The following is an 18,372-nucleotide window of genomic DNA, read 5'->3' as shown; positions in this document are numbered from 1 at the left end:
GGTCGGGGGTCGGCGGTCGTCGGGGGTCGGCGGTCGAGGTCAGGGTCTGAGGCGGAGGCCGCGGGGGGTGGCGACGAAGCCGGCGGTCTCCAGGGATCGGGCCAAGGGGGAGGTCAGGGCCGTCGCGCCGTTGATCCGCTCCACCGTGACCGTGCCCAGCGCGCCCGCCCGGGCGGCCTCGGCCAGGGCTCCCGCCGCGGCCGTCAGGGCCGGGTCGTCCGGCTCCGTCGGCCAGGACAGCACCGACTTGCCGCCGCGCTCCACGTACAGCGTCAGCTCGCCGTCGACCAGGACCACCAGGGCGCCCGCCTTGCGGCCCGGCTTGTGCCCGGCGCCCGTCGGCGGCTCCGGCCACGACAGCGCCGCCCCGTACGCGTTCGCCGGATCGGCGGCGGCCAGCACCACCGCGCGCGGGCCCGCGCCCGCCTCGGCGCCCCGGTCCCGGGCGGTCGCCGCCGCCCTCAGCCGGTCCACGGCCCCGTCCATCGCGAACTGCGCCGCGCCCAGCCCCTCCACCACATAGCCCCGTCGGGCCTGGCCGCTGTCCTCGAAGGCCGACAGGATCCGGTAGACGGCTGAGAAACCGCCCTCGACGCCCTCGGCGGCCACGGCGCCACGGGTCACCACCCCGTGCCGGTCCAGGAGGGTGCGGGCCAGCGCGTGGGCCCGGTGGGTCGGCTCCGGCTCGGCGGGGGGCAGCAGCGCCCAGCGGCCCGAGACCGTCGGCGGGCCCGAACGCGAGGCCGGCCGGGTGGCGCCCAGCGCCCCGAACCGCCCGCGCGGCACCGTGCGGCGGGCCCGGTGGGCGGTCGAGCCCGCGGTGCGGCCCGAGCCGAGGAGGGCACGCAGCGGCGCCACGGTGTCGTTGGTGAGCCGGCCCGACCAGGCCAGGTCCCACAGGGCGTCGGCGAGCTGCGGGTCCGTGGCGTCCGGGTGGGTGGTGATCCGGACCTGGTCGGCGATCTGCCGGAAGAACAGCCCGTACCCCCCGGACAGGGCCGTCAGCACCGACTCGTGGAGCGCGGTGAGCTCCAGCGGGTGCGGCGGGGGCAACAGCAGCGGGGCCGCGTCCGCGAGGTAGAGCGACACCCAGCCGTCCTTGCCGGGCAGCGAACCGGCCCCGGCCCAGACGACCTCGCCGGTGGTGGTCAGCTCGTCCAGCATCGCCGGGGAGTAGTCCCGGACCCGGGACGGCAGGACCAGCTTCTCCAGGGCCGAGGCCGGCACCGGCGCGCCCTGCAGCTGCTCCACCGCCCGGGCCAGACCGTCGATCCCGCGCAGACTGCTGCCCCCGAGGTGCTGCCACTGGGGCAGGAAGGTGGCCAGCGCCGCCGGCGGCACCGGCTCCAGCTCGTGCCGCAGGGCCGCCAGGGAGCGGCGGCGCAGCCGGCGCAGGACGGCCGCGTCACACCACTCCTGGCCGATGCCCGAGGGGTGGAACTCGCCCTGGACGACCCGGCCGGCCGCGGCGAGCCGCTGCAGCGCGCCGTCGGTGACCGCGGCGCCCAGCCCGAAGCGGGTCGCCGCCTGTGAGGAGGTGAAGGGGCCGTGGGTGCGGGCGTACCGGGCGAGGAGGTCGCCGAGCGGGTCCTTGACCGGCTCGGTGAACGCCTCCGGCACGCCGACCGGGAGCGCCGTGCCGAGGGCGTCCCGCAGCCGGCCGGCGTCCTCGATCGCCGCCCAGTGCTCGGTGCCCGCGATCCGCACCGCGATGGCGCGGCGGGACCTGGCCAGCTCCCGCACCCAGCCCTCGTCGGCGCCGCGCGCGGCCAGCTCGGCGTCGGTCAGCGGGCCGAGGACCCGCAGCAGGTCGGCGACGCCCTCGCGGTCCTTGATCCGCCGGTCCTCGGTGAGCCACTGGAGCTCCCGCTCCAGCTCCGTCAGCACCTCCGGGTCCAGCAGCTCCCGCAGCTCCGCCTGGCCGAGCAGCTCGGCCAGCAGCCGGGAGTCCAGCGACAGCGCGGCCGCCCGGCGCTCGGCGAGCGGGGAGTCGCCCTCGTACAGGAACTGCGCCACGTAGCCGAAGAGCAGCGAGCGGGCGAAGGGGGAGGGCTCGGGGGTGGTGACCTCGACGAGGCGGACCCGGCGGGCCTCGATGTCACCCATCAGCTCGGTCAGGCCGGGCACGTCGAAGACGTCCTGGAGGCACTCGCGGACGGCCTCCAGGACGATCGGGAAGGAGCCGAACTCGCTCGCCACCTGGAGCAGTTGCGCGGCGCGCTGCCGCTGCTGCCAGAGCGGGGTCCGCTTCCCCGGGTTCCGCTTCGGCAGCAGCAGGGCCCGGGCGGCGCACTCGCGGAACCGGGAGGCGAACAGCGCGGAGCCGCCCACCTGGTCGGTGACGATCTGGGCGACCTCGCCCTTGTCGAAGAGCGTGTCCGCGGCGCCGACCGGCGCCTGGTCGGCGTCGTACGCGGTGTCCTGGTGGCGGCTCGGGTCGACCGGCTCGTGGTCCAGCAGGTCGAGCCCCATGTCGAGGCCCATCAGATCGGCGTCCGGCAGCCGCAGCACGATGCCGTCGTCGGCGTGCATCACCTGCGCGTCCATGCCGTACCGCTCGGCGAGCCGGGCGCCGAGCGCCAGCGCCCACGGCGCGTGCACCTGCGCCCCGAACGGGGAGTGGACGACGACCCGCCAGTCGCCCAGCTCGTCCCGGAACCGCTCCACCAGGATCGTGCGGTCGTCCGGCACATGGCCGCACGCCTCCCGCTGCTCCCTCAGATACGCCAGGACGTTGTCCGCCGCCCAGGCGTCCAGGCCCGCCGCGATCAGGCGCAGCCGGGCGTCCTCCTCGCCGAGCGCGCCCAGCTCGCGCAGGAACGCGCCCACCGCGCGGCCCAGTTCCAGCGGGCGGCCCAGCTGGTCGCCCTTCCAGAACGGCAGCCGGCCCGGCACGCCCGGCGCCGGGGAGACCAGGACCCGGTCGCGGGTGATGTCCTCGATCCGCCAGGACGTGGTGCCGAGCGTGAAGACGTCGCCGACCCGCGACTCGTACACCATCTCCTCGTCGAGCTCGCCGACCCGGCCGCCGCCCTTCTTCGGGTCGGCCCCGGCCAGGAACACCCCGAACAGGCCCCGGTCCGGGATCGTGCCGCCGGAGGTGACCGCGAGCCGCTGCGCGCCGGGCCGGCCGGTGACCGTGCCGGTGACCCGGTCCCACACCACGCGCGGGCGCAGCTCGGCGAAGGCGTCCGACGGGTAGCGGCCCGCGAGCATGTCCAGCACGCCCGTGAAGGCCGATTCCGGGAGGGACGCGAACGGGGCGGCCCGGCGCACCACCGTCAGCAGGTCGTCCACCTGCCAGGTGTCCAGGGCGACCATCGCGACCAGCTGCTGTGCCAGCACGTCCAGCGGGTTGGCCGGGATCCGCAGCGACTCGATGGATCCGGACCGCATCCGCTCGGTGACCACGGCGGCCTGCACCAGGTCGCCGCGGTACTTCGGGAAGACCACGCCCGTGGAGACCGCGCCGACCTGGTGCCCGGCGCGGCCGACGCGCTGGAGCCCGGAGGCCACGGAGGGCGGCGACTCGACCTGGACCACGAGGTCGACGGCGCCCATGTCGATGCCGAGCTCCAGGCTGGAGGTGGCGACCACGGCGGGCAGCCGGCCCGCCTTGAGGTCCTCCTCGACCTGGGCGCGCTGCTCCTTGGAGACCGATCCGTGGTGGGCGCGGGCGAGCAGCGGCGGTGCGCCCTGCGCCGCGCCGGACTGGGCCATGATCTCGGCGGGCGGGGCGCCTTCCGGGGCGGGTTCGCCGGTCGCCCGCTCGTAGGCGATCTCGTTCAGCCGGTTGCAGAGCCGCTCGGCGAGGCGCCGCGAGTTGGCGAAGACGATGGTGGAGCGGTGGGCCTGGACGAGGTCGGCGATCCGCTCCTCGACGTGCGGCCAGATCGACGGCTTGTCCCCGCCGTCCTTGCCCTCCGACGCGGGGGAGCCGCCCAGCTCGCCCATGTCCTCCACGGGCACGACGACGGAGAGGTCGAACTCCTTGCCCGACGGCGGCTGGACGATCTCCACCTGGCGGCCGGGGGAGAGGAAGCGGGCGACCTCGTCGACCGGGCGGACCGTGGCCGACAGGCCGATCCGGCGGGCGGGGCGGGGCAGCAGCTCGTCGAGCCGCTCCAGGGTGAGCGCGAGGTGCGCGCCGCGCTTGGTGCCGGCGACCGCGTGGACCTCGTCCAGGATGACCGTCTCCACCCCGGCCAGCGCCTCCCGGGTGGCCGAGGTCAGCATCAGGAAGAGGGATTCGGGGGTGGTGATCAGGATGTCCGGCGGCCTGGTGGCGAGCGCGCGGCGCTCGGCGGCCGGGGTGTCGCCGGAGCGGATGCCGACCCGCACGTCCGGCTCGGGCAGCCCGAGCCGGACGGACTCCTGGCGGATGCCGGTCAGGGGCGACCGCAGGTTCCGCTCGACGTCGACCGCGAGCGCCTTGAGCGGGGAGACGTAGAGCACCCGGCAGCGCTTCTTCGGCTCGGCGGGCACGGGCGAGGACGCCAGCCGGTCCAGGGAGGCGAGGAAGGCGGCCAGCGTCTTGCCCGAGCCGGTCGGCGCCACGACGAGCACGTCGGAGCCCGCGCCGATGGCCCGCCAGGCGCCCTCCTGGGCGGCCGTGGGCGCGGTGAACGCCCCGGTGAACCACCCTCGGGTGGCCGGGGAGAAGTCTTCGAGCGCGGACGTGACCATGCCTCCCATCGTGCACCCCGCCACCGACAACCGCCGTGACCTGTGGAAAACCCGGCCCGGCCGGCGAACGGCATCACCCCGGCGGGTGGCGCCCCCGCTCGTCGCACGGGCCGGGGCGGACGCAGAATGGGGGCATGGCGAGGGGCGAGCGGGCACGGTACTGGCAGTACGCCGAGCTGCCGGGCGTGGACCTGCTGCACGCCCACTACATCGAGAAGACCTTCTCCCGGCACACCCACGAGTCCTTCGTCTATGCGGCGATCACCGAGGGCGTCGAGGCGTTCCACTACAAGAACGACCTCGTCCACGCCGGGCCGGGGCAGATCGCCCTGGTCAACCCGGACACCCCGCACACCGGTCACGCGGGCATCCCCGAGGGATGGACCTACCGCACCATCTACCCGGACGCGGAGCTCATCCGGTCCATCGCCGCCGACGTCATCGCCGTCCGCGGCCCGGTCGGCTTCACCCAGCCCGTCGTCGACGACCCTTACGCCGCCCAGCTCGTCATCGGCGTGCACCGGGCCGCGGAGGAGGGCAACGCGCTCGCCGCCGACAGTCTGCTGCGCCTGGTCACGGCGCGGATGCTGCGCAGTCACGGCGGCCGGCTGCGACCGCTGGCGCCGCGGAGCGCGGGGGCCCGGGACGCGGCGCGGGCGCGTGCCGTCCTGGAGGATCGGATGGCCGAGCCGCCCACCCTGGAGCGGCTCGCCGCCGAGCTCGGGACCAGCCCGTTCGCCCTGCTGCGGGCCTTTCGCGCCGAGTACGGCATGCCGCCGCACACCTGGCTCACCGACGCGCGGGTGCGCCGGGCCCGGCGGCTGCTGGACGCCGGGACGGCACCCGCCGAGGCCGCCGTCGCCGTCGGCTTCACCGACCAGCCTCATCTGAACCGGCACTTCACCCGAAGCGTCGGCGTCCCGCCCGGGGCCTACCAGCGGGCCCGTGGCCTGGGGCGCAAGAACGTACAAGACGCGCCGCCGGCCGCTCCGTAACGTCGGGCGGGTGGCAGAACAGACAGCTCGTCCCGCCCCGCGGGACATACGTGACGACCCGCCCGCCGGCACGGCGGGGCCCGCCGCCGGCGCCCGGAAGCCCGAGGCGGCCGTGGTCAGGGACGCGCTCGGCGTCGGCGTCGCCGTCGGACTCTCCGGCTTCGCCTTCGGCGTGACCTCGGCCGGCGCCGGGCTCACCCTCCTCCAGACCTGCGTCCTCAGCCTGCTCGTCTTCACGGGCGCCTCGCAGTTCGCCCTCGTCGGCGCCCTCGCCGGCGGCGGGAACCCGTTCACGGCCGCCGCGGGCGCCTTCTTCCTCGGCACCCGCAACGCCTTCTACGGGCTGCGCCTCTCCCAGCTCCTCTCCCTGCCCGGCTTCGTGAAGCCGTTCGCCGCGCAGTGGGTCATCGACGAGACCACCGCCGTCGCGCTCGCCCAGCCGGACCGCAGGTCCGCCCGGATCGGCTTCACCGTCACCGGGCTCACCCTGTACGCCCTGTGGAACCTCACCACCCTGCTCGGGGCGCTCGGCGCCGAGGCCATCGGCGACACCGCCGCCTGGGGGCTGGACGCCGCCGGGCCGGCCGTCTTCCTCGCCCTGCTCGCCCCGATGCTGAGGTCGGCGACCGAGCGTGCCACCGCCGCGATCGCCGTCGTCCTCGGCCTGGGCCTGCTGCCCGTGCTGCCGGCCGGTGTCCCCGTCCTCGTCGCGGCGCTCGCCGCCCCGGCCGTCCTCTGGTTCCAGGGCCGTCGGGCACAGCAGGAGCCGGGACCGGACGAGGAGGCCGCTCGATGAACGCCATGAACAGCACCCAGGTCTGGGTCGCCATCGGCCTCACCGTCGCCGGCTGCTACCTGGTCAAGCTGGCCGGCCTGCTCGTGCCGGCCCAGACCCTGGAGCGGCCGCTCGTCCAGCGGCTCGCCGCGCTCCTCCCCGTCGCCCTGCTCGCGGCGCTCACCGCCCAGCAGACCTTCGGCACGGGCACCGCTCTCGCCCTGGACGCCCGGGCCGCCGGCGTCGGCGCCGCCGCGCTCGCGCTCGTCCTGCGCGCGCCCTTCCTGGTCGTGGTGGGTGCCGCCGTCGCCGTGACCGCGGGAGTACGGGCCCTGGGCGGCTGAACCGCACCCACGGACGACCGACCGGACCAGGCACGCGTGAACCCGGTCAGTCGTCCAGCGGGCGCCCGTACGCGCGCAGGGTGCGCAGGGCCTCGATCGTGACGATCGGCCGCCACTCCAGGGCCGAGCCCGGCGCCCAGGCCCGCCACCGGATCGGCCAGCCCCCGTCCTCGGCCTGCTCCGCCGCGAGGAAGTCCAGCGAGCGGGACAGCTCCTCGTCGGTGAACCAGCCCCGGGCGAGCGAGTCCGGCACGCGCGCGTAGTCGTGCGGGTAGTGGTGCTCGCCCGGCGCGTACCCGTCGGCCACCGGGAAATCCTCCGGGCGGTCCGGGTCCAGCACGGCGAGCCGCTGCTCGCGCACCAGCCGCCCGAGCCGGTCGGCGGCCGCCTCGGCCCGCGGCCGGTCCGGCGCCGAGTCGAGGAACGCCACCGCCGCCTGCACCTCGTACGGGTGGGACTTCTCCAGCGACTCCACCGCCGCCCAGCAGAACTCGGTGGCCCGGAACAGCCAGGCGTGCCAGACCTGGTTGCGGTGGAGGGTGCCCACCACCGGGCCCGTCGAGAGCAGTTCCCCGGGCGGGTCGTCCACGATCGGCACGAACGGCGCCGACGGATAGCCGCGCTGCGCGGGATGGATCGCCGGCAGCGCGCCCTCGTGTGTGGAGACCGCCGTCAGATAGCGGCAGATCCGCTCCACCCGCAGCCCGCCGCAGCGCCCGATCGAGTCGAGGACCCGCAGCGCGTGGGCGGTGTGCAGCGGCTGGCTCACCGGGCCCCGCAGGTCCGGTTCGAGTCCGTGGCCGTAACCGCCGTCCTCGTCGAGGTACGCGGTCAGGGCCGCCTCCACCGGATCCGCGCCGCCGCGCAGGAAGTGGTAGGCGAAACGGCGCTGTTCCAGCACCCGGGCCGTCAGCCAGACGAACCGCTCGGCGCGGGCCAGCGGCGATCCGGGGGCCGCCGGCGGGGAGGTCGGGGAGGAGAGGGGTTTTTCGGCCATGTTCCGACCGTAGGGCGGAACCGCGCGGTGGCAAGCCCCAGCGGGCTGGCTGCACTCTTGGGAGCGGGATACTGGGGTCATGCGGTTGACGATTTTCTGGGAGCGGATGGCCGACCACTTCGGCTCCGGGTACGCGGACTCCTTCGCCCGCGACCACGTGCTGTCCGAGCTGGGCGGCCGGACCGTCCACGAGGCGCTGAACGCCGGCTGGGAGGCGAAGGACGTGTGGCGGGTGGTCTGCGCCGCCATGGACGTACCCGCCGAGAAGCGCTGAGCCGCGGCCGGCGGCGATCCGCCGGGACCCGGCCGGAACGTCCGCCGGGTGCGCGAGACTGGCGGGGTGGCCCCGACTGACGAAACCGAGAAGACCACCCAGAAGACACCGGCGACGCCCGCCGTCGCCCGGACCGAGGCGCCCGACGCGAGCCCGTCGCCGGGCGCCGTCGCCGAATCCGGCGGGCAGCCGCCCCGGCCGCCCGCCGAGGCCGGCGCCACCACCGCGGCGTCCGGGGCGCGCATGCCCCCCTGGCTCCCGCGCGCGATGGTCCTCGCGCTCGCCCTCTACGCCTGTTTCCTCCTCGGCGACTGGGCCTTCCACCAGCTCGTCGGCCTGCTCGTCAACATCCTCCTCGCCTTCTTCCTGGCGCTCGCCATCGAACCGGCCGTCGGCCGCATGGCGGCGCGCGGGATGCGCCGGGGGCTCGCCACCTTCCTCGTCTTCTTCGGCGTCCTGGTCGTCGGCATCGGCTTCGTCGTGCTGCTCGGCTCGATGCTCGCCGGCCAGATCGTCGACATGGTCGAGAACGTCCCCAAGTACCTCGACTCACTGATCAACTGGATCAACCAGACCTTCCACACCGACCTCTCCCGGGTCGAGGTCCAGGACAGCGTGCTCAAGTCGGACTGGCTGCAGAAGTACGTGCAGAACAGCGCCACCGGTGTCCTCGACGTCTCCGCGACCGTCCTCGGCGGGCTCTTCCGGCTGCTGACGATCTTCCTCTTCGCCTTCTACTTCGCCGCCGACGGGCCCCGCCTGCGCCGCGCGCTCTGCTCCGTCCTGCCGCCCGCCCGCCAGGCCGAGGTGCTGCGCGCCTGGGAGATCGCGGTCGACAAGACCGGCGGCTACCTCTACTCGCGCGGCCTGATGGCCCTGATCTCCGGTGTCGCGCACTTCGTGCTCTTCGAGATCCTCGACGTGCCCTACGCCCCCGCCCTCGCGGTCTGGGTCGGCCTGGTCTCCCAGTTCATCCCCACCATCGGCACCTACCTGGCCGGCGCGCTGCCGATGCTGATCGCCTTCACGGTGAACCCCTGGTACGCGCTGTGGGTGCTCGGCTTCGTCGTGATCTACCAGCAGTTCGAGAACTACGTCCTCCAGCCGAAGCTCACCTCCAAGACGGTCGACATCCACCCGGCGGTCGCCTTCGGCTCGGTGATCGCGGGCACGGCCCTGCTCGGTGCCGTCGGCGCGCTGATCGCCATCCCGGCCGTGGCCACCCTGCAGGCGTTCCTCGGTGCGTACGTGAAGCGGTACGACGTCACGGACGACCCGCGGGTGCACGGCCACCGCAGGTACGGCGAGGCCGTCGTGGCACGGCTCCAGAAGGCCCTCCACTCCAAGAAGGAAAACCCGGGGAGCTCCGAGGACGCCTGACGCCCCCGCTCGCCCGGGGCGGGTCACAGGTACGAGGGGCCGGTGACACGGCCCCGGAAGGTGTACCAGATCCACCCCTGGACGGCCGCGAGCAGCGGGGTGACGACGGCCAGCGCCGGGACCAGCAGGGCCAGCGTCCCGGGCGCCGCCGCCCGCTCGGCCAGCGGCAGGGCCGAGCCCGCCCACAGCGGCAGCCCGCCCAGCAGGACGGCGGTGAGCGCGAGCGGGTGCCAGGGCCGCCCGGCCCGGCCGACCAGCCGCCGGGCCCGCTGGTACGGGGCGCCGGTGAGCCGCAGTGAGGCGAAGGCGAGACCGTGCGCCGCGAACAGGGCGGCGACCGCCGCCGCGGCCACGACGGCGACGGGCCCGGTGGCGGGCTCGTACGGTCTGCCGGTGAGAAGGGCCGCGAGCAGCAGGCCCCAGGACAGGGCGACCGCCCAGCTGCCGGCCGTCACGCCGGCGTCGCAGGCCGCCCGCCAGCGGGCCCCAGGCCCCCGGCCCCGCGACCACAGGCCGGCGTCGCGCACGATCCATCCGGCCAGGAGCGCCACGAGGACGGGCGCCTGGCCGCTCAGCAGCTCGCCCTCCAGCGCGGGGAAGCAGCCGACGAGGACACCGGCGGTGGCGACCAGCCACACCTCGTTCCCCAGGAAGAAGGGGGCGAAGGAGGCGAGGACGAGCCTGCGTTCGGAGTCGCCGCGGCCGAGCCAGGGCAGCAGCATGCCGCTGCCGAGGTCCGTGCCGGCGAGCACGAACCAGCCGGTGGTGCAGAGGGCGAGCAGGGCGACGGCCAGGGTTTCCACGGTTCTCCTCGGGCCGGGTCGGATCGGCGTGTGGTGTCGGGTCCGCTTGCGGTGTCGGTGTCGGTGTCGGTGCCGGTGTTGGTGCCGGTGCCGGGAGGCGGGGTCAGTAGCGGGGCAGGGGTGCGGTGGGGACGGGCGGGGAGTCCTCCTGGACGCGCTCGTCGTGGCCGAGGCCCGTCTCGACCGGGCCGCGGCGGGCGTGCCGGGCCAGCAGCCAGAAGTTCAGGACGGCGAGCAGCAGGAAGAGCGTGGCGAACACCGCCAGGGAGAGCCGCATCGTGCCGGGGGAGAGCTCCGAGACGGCGTCCTCGGTCCTCAGCAGGCCGTACACCACCCAGGGCTGACGGCCCGCCTCACGGAAGACCCAGCCGCCGGTCATGGCGAGGTACGGCAGCGGCATGGAGGCCATGAGGACCAGGTGCCACAGCCGGAACCTCAGGACGGCCTTCCGGAACGCGGCGAGGATCACCCCGGCGAAGCAGAGGTACAGCATCAGCCCGAAGCTGATGAGCATCACCAGACCGCCGCCCCGGGTCAGCCCCTCGGAGGGTATGTAGTCGCCGGGGCCGAAGCGGGTCGTCAACTCGGCCTGCACCCGGGCTATCTCGGCCGCCTGCCCCTGGAGGACGGCCGCCTTCATCGGCTGGAAGGAGGCGAGGGACGCGAACTGGAGTCCGCCGCTGACCGCCGCCGCCATCAGTGCCGGCGCCGCGACGAAGACGCCGGTCCGCAGGCTCCGACGGAAGAAGTCCGCCTCCGCCGTCCGCCGGAAGAGGTGGTGGGCGCTCACCCCGGCCATGAAGAAGCCCGCGGTGAGCAGCGCCCCCGCCAGGATGTGGGCGAGCGGGAGGAGCGCGGCCGGGTTGGTGAGGACCGCGGCCGGGTCGGTCAGGACGAGCTCGCCGCCCTCGGAGCCGTACCCCACCGGATGGTTGAGGAAGCCGTTGGAGACGAGGATCCAGTACGCGGAGAGGTAGGCGGTGAGGACCACGACCCAGATCGTCGCCAGGTGGGCCCAGCGGCCGAGCCGGTGCCAGCCGAAGATCCACAGGCCGAGGAAGGTGGACTCGACGAAGAACGCGACGAGCGTCTCCACGGCCAGGGACGCGCCGAGTATGTTGCCCGCCTCGTGGGTGAGGCCGCTCCAGGCCATGCCGAACTGGAACTCCATGACGAGGCCGGTGACGATCCCGACCGCGTAGTTGATCACGTACAGCTGGCCCCAGAAGCGGACCTGGCGGGCGTCCTCCGGGCGCCGGGTGAGGGTGGCGCGGGTCTGGAGGACGGCCACGATCGTCCCGAGGCCCAGCGTGAGGGCGACGAAGAGGAAGTGGCCTGCGGCGGTGAGGCCGAACTGGAGCCGCGCGAGATCGAGTACGTCCTGATGCACTCCGCCAGCATGTTCGGAGAGGCCCCGCCGCCACATCTGACCTGGGGTGACAATCGACGGCCGGCTCTGTACGCCTTCGGTGGTGCGCGGCCGTCCCGGCGTACCACGAAAGTTGATCGGAACCGCCCCGGACCCCTAGGGGAGGCCCTGAGGCGGCGGCCCGGCCGGGGCCGTCAGGCCAGCCAGCCGGGGGTGATCATCCCTGATTCGTAGGCCAGGACGACGAGCTGGGCCCGGTCCCTGACCTCCAGCTTGGTCATGATGCGGCTGACGTGGGTCTTGGCGGTCGCGGGGGAGAGGACGAGCCGGCCGGCGATCTCGTCGTTGGACAGCCCGGCTCCGACCAGGCCCAGGACCTCCCGCTCGCGGTCGGTGAGGACCTCCAGGCGCGGCGCCGGGTCGGGGCGGCGGCCGGCCGGGTCGGCGCGGACGGCGAACTCGGCGATGAGCCTGCGGGTCACCGCCGGGGCGATGAGGGCGTCGCCCCGCGCCACGACCCGCACCGCGTGCAGCAGTTCCATCGGCTCGGTGTCCTTGACGAGGAAGCCGGAGGCGCCGCCGCGCAGCGCCCCGTACACGTGCTCGTCCTCGTCGAAGGTGGTGAGGATGACGACCTTCACGCCGTCGAGCCGGGGGTCGGCGGTGATGCGGCGGGTGGCCTCCAGGCCGTCGAGGACCGGCATGCGGATGTCCATGAGGACGACGTCCGGGCGGAGTTCGTCGGCGAGTGCGACGGCCTGCTCGCCGTCCCCTGCCTCTCCGACGACCTCGATGTCCTCCTCGTCGGAGAGGATCGACCGGAAACCGGCCCGGACGAGGGTCTGGTCGTCGGCGAGCACGACGCGGATCATCGCTGCTTCCCTTCGTACGGGGTGAGGCTCGTGGGGAGGCGGGCGTCGACGAGGAATCCGCCGTCGGCCGGCCCGGCGGTGAGGGTGCCGCCGAGGGCGCGGGCCCGTTCGGTCATGCCCCGTACGCCGCTGCCGCCGGCCGTCCCGGCGCGGTCCCGGTCGTCGGGGCGGGGCCGCGGGGTGCCGCCGCCGTCGTCCGCGATCCGGATCCGTACCGTGCCGGTCGCCGCCTCCCAGTCGAGGGTGACGGTGACGGTCGAGGCGGCCGAGTGGCGGGTCACGTTGGTGAGCGACTCCTGCACGATGCGGTACGCGGCGAGGTCCACGGGCGGCGGCAGCGGGACGGGCGTGCCGGTGACCCGGGTGCGGACGTCGAGGCCGGCCGAACGGGCCCGGGCCGTCAGGTCGCCGAGGAGCGCCAGACCGGAGGCGGGCGGCGCGGTCGGCGCGGCCTCGTCGGCGCCGCGCAGCACGCCGAGGGTGGCGCGGAGCTCCCGCAGGGCGTCCTTGCTGGTGGTGCGCACCGCGGTCAGGGCCTCGGTGGCGGTGGCGAGCGCGGTCTCGGCGTCGGGGCGCTTGGCGAGCCGGTGCAGGGCGGCGCCGGACTGCACGTTGATGAGGGAGACGGTGTGGCCGAGGACGTCGTGGAGTTCGCGGGCGATCCGCAGCCGCTCCTCGGTGGCGCTCTGCCGGGCGCGGGCCTCCTGCTCGCGCTCGGCCGCGAGGGCCCGCTGCTCCACCTCGTGGAGGTAGGCGATCCGGGTGCGCTGGGCGCGGCCCACGGCGACCAGGCTGATCAGCCAGCCGGCGAGCATGGCGAGCGCGGCCTCGTCGATCTGCCGGTGGCCCGGCTCCTGGCGGGCCTCGCCGACGCCGACGGCGAGCAGGGTGGCCGCGGCGAGCGCGACGGCGGCGGCGAACCGGCCCTCGGCGGCCGTGGTGTACAGCGCGAGGGCGAAGGCGATCATGAGCGGCCCGTCCTGCTCGGACAGCGGGTAGTAGGCGACGCACGCGAGGAGGGTGACGACGGCGACGGCGACCGGCCAGGTCCGCCGGAGCGCGAGCGCGCAACAGCCGACCACCACGAGAGCCCAGCCGAGCGCGGCGCGCGGGGCGGACTCGTGTACGTGCCACCCGGAGATCAGCGTCCAGACCGTCACCAGGAGGAGGACGAGGCCGGCGATCAGGGCGTCGGCGGTCCGGGGCGGGAGGCGCATGGCTCGAAGGATAGGCGGACGAACGCCACGGGCTGCCCGTATCCCTCTATACTAAAAAAGTTGAATAGGTGGGGTACGGGAAGGCGGCCGATCGATGGACGCGCACGGATACCGGCGGTACGTGGCACTCGGCGACAGTCAGACCGAGGGGATCGGCGACGGCGACGACCGCACCGGGCTGCGCGGCTGGGCCGACCGGCTCGCCGAGCAGCTCGCCCGCACCGAACCGGGCCTCCGGTACGCCAACCTCGCCGTGCGCGGCCGCCTGGCCGGCGCGGTGCGCGAGGAGCAGCTCCCCGCGGCCCTCGCGCTTCGGCCCGACCTCGCCACCGTCGTCGCCGGGGTGAACGACCTCCTCCGGCCGGGCTTCGACGCCGACGAGACGGCCGGCCACCTGGACGCCGTCTTCGCGGCCCTGACCGCCCAGGGCGCCCGGGTGGCCACCCTCACCTTTCCCGACGTCGGCCGGATCACCCCGCTGGCCCGCCCGCTCGCGCCCCGCGTCCACGCCCTCAACGACCGGATCCGGGAGGCCGCCCGGCGGCACGGCGTGACCGTCGCCGAGACCGCCCGCCACGACGTGGTCACCGACCCGCGGCTCTGGAGCGCGGACCGGCTGCACGCCTCGCCGCTCGGACATGCGCGGATCGCGGCCGCGGTCGCCGACGCGCTCGCCCTCCCCGAAAGCGACGACGGCTGGACCCGGCCGCTGCCGCCCCGGCCGGCCCCCACGGGACTGCGCGCCGCCGCCGGCGAACTCGTCTGGGCCGGATCCTTCCTCGGCCCCTGGATCGCGCGCCGCCTGCGCGGCCGGTCCTCCGGCGACGGCCGGGTCGCCAAGCGCCCGGACCTCCGGCCGGTGGGGTAGGCGGGCCGGGATCCGGCCGGTGGGGCCGGGCGGCCGGCGGTCCGGCCGCCGGCGCGCGCTTCGTCGCGAACGCGCCGGAGCGCACCCGGAGGTGTTCCGTCGGTCAATGCACCGGGTCCGGTTCAGTCGTCTGTAGGTCGTTTCCGGCGAACCGCGGGAACCCGTTCGACGAGCCTCCTACCGTACGGAATGACCGTGCCGAACGCGGTCCTACGAGGAGGAAGCCTGTGTCATCGTCCTGCGACCCCCGCTACGCCCCCGCCGGAGACGTGGACGGAGCGCTGATGGTGATCGACTCCCGGCTCAAGGCCGTCCACGACGGCAGGACCGGGACCGACCCCGAACAGCAGCGGCTGCTCGACCAGTTCACCGCGTCCCTGGATCTGCGCGGCGTCCACGACCTGCTGGACGGCGCCTGCACGCTCGTCTTCATGTTCATGAAGTGGCTGCGCAGGGTCCACGAGGAGCACGAGCGGGACGTCATCGAGTACGTGGTCCCCAGCCTCGTGACGACGCTGCGCATGATGCCCCGGAGCGTCAGGCCCGAGGCGATCCCCACCATGGCCGGCCTGGTGATCGCGGCCGGCACCGGTCTGAGCCCCAGTCTCTGGCGCCGCCAGTACGGGGACTGGACCAAGGAGGAGATGACCGCTCTGGAGGCCACCGCGCTGCTGCTGGCCGAGCACATCAACCGGATCGCCGGCGACGTCGACTTCGCCACCCGCATGATCGGCGAGACGCTCTCCCGCGCCGACCGGGAGGCGGAGGCGGGGTGGGAGCCGGGGCTGGGACTCGACCCCGGGTGGGACGAGGACGGCGACTAGGTCCTGTCCGGCGACGTTGTCCACAGGGGGCGCGTGGCGCGCTTGACACGAAAATCGAACATCTATTCTTATGAAGGTTCCGGCCCTTGGAATCGCGGGCATCTCGGCGAGTTGTCCACAGGTCGGAGAGACGCGAGGACCCATTGTCAGTGGCAGGGGTTAGCGTCTTTCACATGAAGCGATCGACTCAAGCAAACCGGGTGGAACCCATGGCAGGAACCGACCGCGAGAAGGCGCTCGACGCCGCGCTCGCACAGATTGAACGCCAATTCGGCAAGGGCGCCGTGATGCGCATGGGCGACCGCACCCAGGAGCCGATCGAGGTGATCTCCACCGGCTCGACCGCTCTCGACGTCGCCCTCGGCGTCGGCGGTCTGCCGCGTGGCCGTGTCGTGGAGATCTACGGCCCGGAGTCCTCCGGTAAGACGACCCTGACCCTGCACGCCGTGGCCAACGCGCAGAAGGCCGGCGGACAGGTCGCCTTCGTCGACGCCGAGCACGCCCTCGACCCCGAGTACGCCAAGAAGCTCGGCGTCGACATCGACAACCTCATCCTGTCCCAGCCGGACAACGGCGAGCAGGCCCTCGAGATCGTCGACATGCTGGTGCGCTCCGGCGCCCTCGACCTCATCGTCATCGACTCCGTCGCGGCGCTCGTCCCGCGCGCGGAGATCGAGGGCGAGATGGGCGACTCCCACGTGGGTCTCCAGGCCCGGCTGATGAGCCAGGCCCTCCGGAAGATCACCAGCGCCCTCAACCAGTCCAAGACCACCGCGATCTTCATCAACCAGCTCCGCGAGAAGATCGGTGTGATGTTCGGCTCGCCGGAGACCACGACCGGTGGTCGCGCGCTGAAGTTCTACGCCTCGGTGCGCCTCGACATCCGCCGCATCGAGACCCTCAAGGACGGCACGGAGGCGGTCGGCAACCGCACCCGCGTCAAGGTCGTCAAGAACAAGGTCGCGCCCCCGTTCAAGCAGGCCGAGTTCGACATCCTCTACGGCCAGGGCATCAGCCGCGAGGGCGGCCTGATCGACATGGGCGTGGAGCACGGCTTCGTCCGCAAGGCCGGCGCCTGGTACACGTACGAGGGCGACCAGCTCGGCCAGGGCAAGGAGAACGCCCGCAACTTCCTGAAGGACAACCCCGACCTCGCCAACGAGATCGAGAAGAAGATCAAGGAGAAGCTGGGCGTCGGCGTCCGTCCCGACGCCGCGAAGGCCGAAGCGGACACCGCCGCGGCGGGTGCGGCCGACGCGGCCGGCGCGGACGACGCCAAGGCCGCCCCGGCCACGGCGGCCAAGGCCGTCAAGGCGACCAAGGCCACCGCGGCCAAGAGCTGAACCGGTGACCGGTCGCACCGAATGGCCGGGTGACAGCCCCGACTCGTCGAGGGCCGAGAAGGAGCTGTCACCCCAGGATCCGGCGGAGCGGGCGCGGGCGATCTGCCTGCGCCTGCTCACCGGAAACCCCCGCACGCGCAAGCAGCTGGCCGATGCGCTGCGCAAGCGGGAGATCCCCGACGACATCGCCGAGGAGGTCCTCGCCCGCTTCGAGGACGTCGGCCTCATCGACGACGCCGCCTTCGCGGACGCCTGGGTGGAGTCCCGGCACCACGGCCGGGGCCTCGCCCGCCGGGCCCTCGCCCGCGAGCTGCGCACCAAGGGGATCGACCCCGGCCTCGTGCAGGAGGCCGTCGGGCAGCTGGACTCCGAACAGGAGGAGGCCACGGCCCGGGAGCTGGTGGCGCGCAAGCTCCGCGCCACCCGCGGGCTCGACCGCGACCGCCGGCTCAGACGGCTCGCGGGCATGCTGGCCCGCAAGGGATACCCGGAGGGCATGGCCCTGCGGGTGGTACGCCAGGCGCTGGAGGAGGAGGGCGAGTCCACCGACGGCCTGGAGGAGGGCTACTAGACCTCCCCTGGACCTCCCCAGGTGTCGGAACCGGACCACAACCGGAACCACCACCGGAATCGTGGCCGGCGTCGGGCCTGGAGCCGGGGTCGGGATCGGAGCCGTGCCGGCCGGGTGTCAGCCGGTGGCTCTGGTGGCCGGGAGGAGGACCGGGAGGCCCGCCGCCTTCCATGCCTGGAAGCCGCCGATCAGGTCCGTCGCCCGGTGCAGTCCCAGGCGGCGGAGCGACTCCGCCGCCAGCGAGGACGCGTAGCCCTCGTTGCAGAAGACCACCACCCGCAGGTCGTGGCCGGTCGCCCGGGGGGACCGGTGACTGCCCAGCGGATCGAGCCGCCACTCCAGTTCGTTCCGCTCCACGACCAGCGCGCCGGGGACCAGGCCGTCCCGGTCGCGCAGGGCCGCGTAGCGGGTGTCGACCAGGAGCGCCGCACCCGCCTCGTACTCCTCGTACGCGGTGCGGGCGTCGATCCGGTCGAGGCCGGACCGCACCCGCTCCAGCAGCTCGTCGATGCCGACGCGTTCCCCGCTCACTGCCAGTCCTCCGGACGCTCGACCTGCTCCAGGCGGAGCACCGCGCCCGTCCGGCTGAAGCGCCGGATCAGCGGGAGCGGCGGGTAGTAGGCGTGCACCGAGACGGCGTGGGTGTCGGGGGAGAGGTTCAGCACCTCGTGGAGGTGGTCGCGGCCGAAGGCGCGGCCGTCGCCCGCGTCGAGCCGGCGGGAGCGGTCGAGGCCCTCCGCCAGCTCCAGGGTCTTCCAGCCGCCCGCCGGGAGGCGTACGGCGAGGGAGTGCTCGGTGAGGCTGCCGCGGGCGGTGGCGAAGGCGCCGAAGGACTCGGCGTGGTCGTGCCAGCCGGTGCCGGTGCCGGGCGGCCAGCCGATGAGCCACGCCTCGCTGCCGCCGGGGCCGTCGAGACGTACCCAGGTACGCCCTTCGGGGTCGAGCGGCAGGGAGTCGACGAGGGCCCGGTCGGCGGCGGTGCGCCGGGCGAAGTCCAGCAGTTCGGCGGCCGTCGGAGGGGCGGCGACCGGAGGGGCGAGGGCGGGGGAAGGGG

The 18,372-nt window shown here is 74.3% G+C and carries 17 protein-coding genes; 9 read left to right on the top strand and 8 right to left on the bottom strand.

Features of this window, described 5'->3' with window-relative positions; genetic code table 11:
* Positions 1–39: 39 nt before the first annotated feature.
* Positions 40–4,686, bottom strand: coding sequence for a DEAD/DEAH box helicase (locus tag IF73_RS0135135; protein ID WP_031015126.1), 4,647 nt, complete (start codon positions 4,684–4,686; stop codon positions 40–42).
* Between the two features lie 134 nt (positions 4,687–4,820).
* Here IF73_RS0135135 and IF73_RS0135130 point away from each other — a divergent pair, with 134 nt between their 5' ends.
* Genes IF73_RS0135130 through IF73_RS0135120 form a run of 3 tightly spaced genes read left to right on the top strand, consistent with a single transcriptional unit; the run spans position 4,821 to position 6,800 of the window.
* The gene (locus IF73_RS0135130) at positions 4,821–5,681 is read left to right on the top strand and encodes an AraC family transcriptional regulator (RefSeq protein ID WP_037881520.1); all 861 of its coding nucleotides are present in this window, start codon (positions 4,821–4,823) and stop codon (positions 5,679–5,681) included.
* Positions 5,682–5,691: 10 nt separating this feature from the next.
* Complete coding sequence (locus IF73_RS0135125; RefSeq protein WP_420706605.1) at positions 5,692–6,477, top strand: AzlC family ABC transporter permease; 786 nt, start codon at positions 5,692–5,694, stop codon at positions 6,475–6,477.
* 5 nt (positions 6,478–6,482) lie between these two features.
* The gene (locus tag IF73_RS0135120; RefSeq protein WP_031015120.1) at positions 6,483–6,800 is read left to right on the top strand and encodes an AzlD domain-containing protein; all 318 of its coding nucleotides are present in this window, start codon (positions 6,483–6,485) and stop codon (positions 6,798–6,800) included.
* Between the two features lie 46 nt (positions 6,801–6,846).
* On the opposite strand, the gene IF73_RS0135115 is transcribed toward IF73_RS0135120, so the two are convergent.
* Positions 6,847–7,797 carry a hypothetical protein gene (locus tag IF73_RS0135115; RefSeq protein ID WP_031015118.1) on the bottom strand — a complete coding sequence of 317 codons (951 nt, stop codon included), beginning with the start codon at positions 7,795–7,797 and terminating at the stop codon, positions 6,847–6,849.
* 79 nt (positions 7,798–7,876) lie between these two features.
* Here IF73_RS0135115 and IF73_RS0135110 point away from each other — a divergent pair, with 79 nt between their 5' ends.
* Both IF73_RS0135110 and IF73_RS0135105 read left to right on the top strand, forming a co-directional pair.
* Entirely contained in the window at positions 7,877–8,071 is a 195-nt protein-coding gene (locus IF73_RS0135110; RefSeq protein ID WP_031015116.1) for a DUF3046 domain-containing protein, read from the top strand.
* Between the two features lie 243 nt (positions 8,072–8,314).
* Positions 8,315–9,451 (top strand): AI-2E family transporter, encoded by a 1,137-nt coding sequence (locus IF73_RS0135105; protein ID WP_031015115.1) that lies wholly within the window; start codon positions 8,315–8,317, stop codon positions 9,449–9,451.
* 23 nt (positions 9,452–9,474) lie between these two features.
* Here the strand turns inward: IF73_RS0135105 and IF73_RS0135100 are convergent, their stop codons facing one another.
* From IF73_RS0135100 to IF73_RS0135085, 4 genes are all read right to left on the bottom strand, one after another.
* On the bottom strand, positions 9,475–10,254 hold the full coding sequence (locus IF73_RS0135100) for a cytochrome d ubiquinol oxidase subunit II (protein ID WP_031015114.1): 780 nt from the start codon (positions 10,252–10,254) through the stop codon (positions 9,475–9,477).
* A gap of 103 nt (positions 10,255–10,357) precedes the next feature.
* Positions 10,358–11,644, bottom strand: coding sequence for a cytochrome ubiquinol oxidase subunit I (locus tag IF73_RS0135095; RefSeq protein ID WP_031015113.1), 1,287 nt, complete (start codon positions 11,642–11,644; stop codon positions 10,358–10,360).
* 173 nt (positions 11,645–11,817) lie between these two features.
* A complete protein-coding gene (locus tag IF73_RS0135090; RefSeq protein WP_031015112.1) occupies positions 11,818–12,495 on the bottom strand; it encodes a response regulator in 678 nt (225 codons plus the stop codon).
* The gene (locus IF73_RS0135085) at positions 12,492–13,712 is read right to left on the bottom strand and encodes a sensor histidine kinase (protein ID WP_031015111.1); all 1,221 of its coding nucleotides are present in this window, start codon (positions 13,710–13,712) and stop codon (positions 12,492–12,494) included. Before IF73_RS0135085 ends, IF73_RS0135090 begins: the two co-directional genes overlap by 4 nt.
* 94 nt (positions 13,713–13,806) lie before the next feature.
* Here IF73_RS0135085 and IF73_RS0135080 point away from each other — a divergent pair, with 94 nt between their 5' ends.
* The 4 genes from IF73_RS0135080 to recX all read left to right on the top strand — a co-directional run bounded on the left by IF73_RS0135080 (position 13,807) and on the right by recX (position 17,318).
* Positions 13,807–14,580: an SGNH/GDSL hydrolase family protein gene (locus IF73_RS0135080; protein ID WP_031015110.1), complete on the top strand. Its 774-nt coding sequence runs from the start codon at positions 13,807–13,809 to the stop codon at positions 14,578–14,580.
* Positions 14,581–14,807: 227 nt separating this feature from the next.
* Positions 14,808–15,404, top strand: coding sequence for a hypothetical protein (locus IF73_RS0135075; RefSeq protein WP_051717639.1), 597 nt, complete (start codon positions 14,808–14,810; stop codon positions 15,402–15,404).
* 209 nt (positions 15,405–15,613) lie between these two features.
* Positions 15,614–16,747, top strand: coding sequence for a recombinase RecA (recA, locus tag IF73_RS0135070; protein WP_031015101.1), 1,134 nt, complete (start codon positions 15,614–15,616; stop codon positions 16,745–16,747).
* Positions 16,748–16,751: 4 nt separating this feature from the next.
* Positions 16,752–17,318: a recombination regulator RecX gene (gene recX, locus IF73_RS0135065; protein ID WP_031015100.1), complete on the top strand. Its 567-nt coding sequence runs from the start codon at positions 16,752–16,754 to the stop codon at positions 17,316–17,318.
* Between the two features lie 117 nt (positions 17,319–17,435).
* Here the strand turns inward: recX and IF73_RS0135060 are convergent, their stop codons facing one another.
* Entirely contained in the window at positions 17,436–17,849 is a 414-nt protein-coding gene (locus IF73_RS0135060; RefSeq protein ID WP_199806778.1) for a rhodanese-like domain-containing protein, read from the bottom strand.
* A partial coding sequence (locus tag IF73_RS0135055; RefSeq protein ID WP_031015099.1) for a cysteine dioxygenase occupies positions 17,846–18,372 on the bottom strand: 527 nt, incomplete at its 5' end. The genes IF73_RS0135060 and IF73_RS0135055, both read right to left, overlap by 4 nt.

Source organism: Streptomyces sp. NRRL F-5727, from assembly GCF_000719555.1.
Lineage (GTDB): Bacteria > Actinomycetota > Actinomycetes > Streptomycetales > Streptomycetaceae > Streptomyces.
Note: the sequence above shows the minus strand (reverse complement) of the source record. Positions and strands in the feature narration are given on the sequence as shown.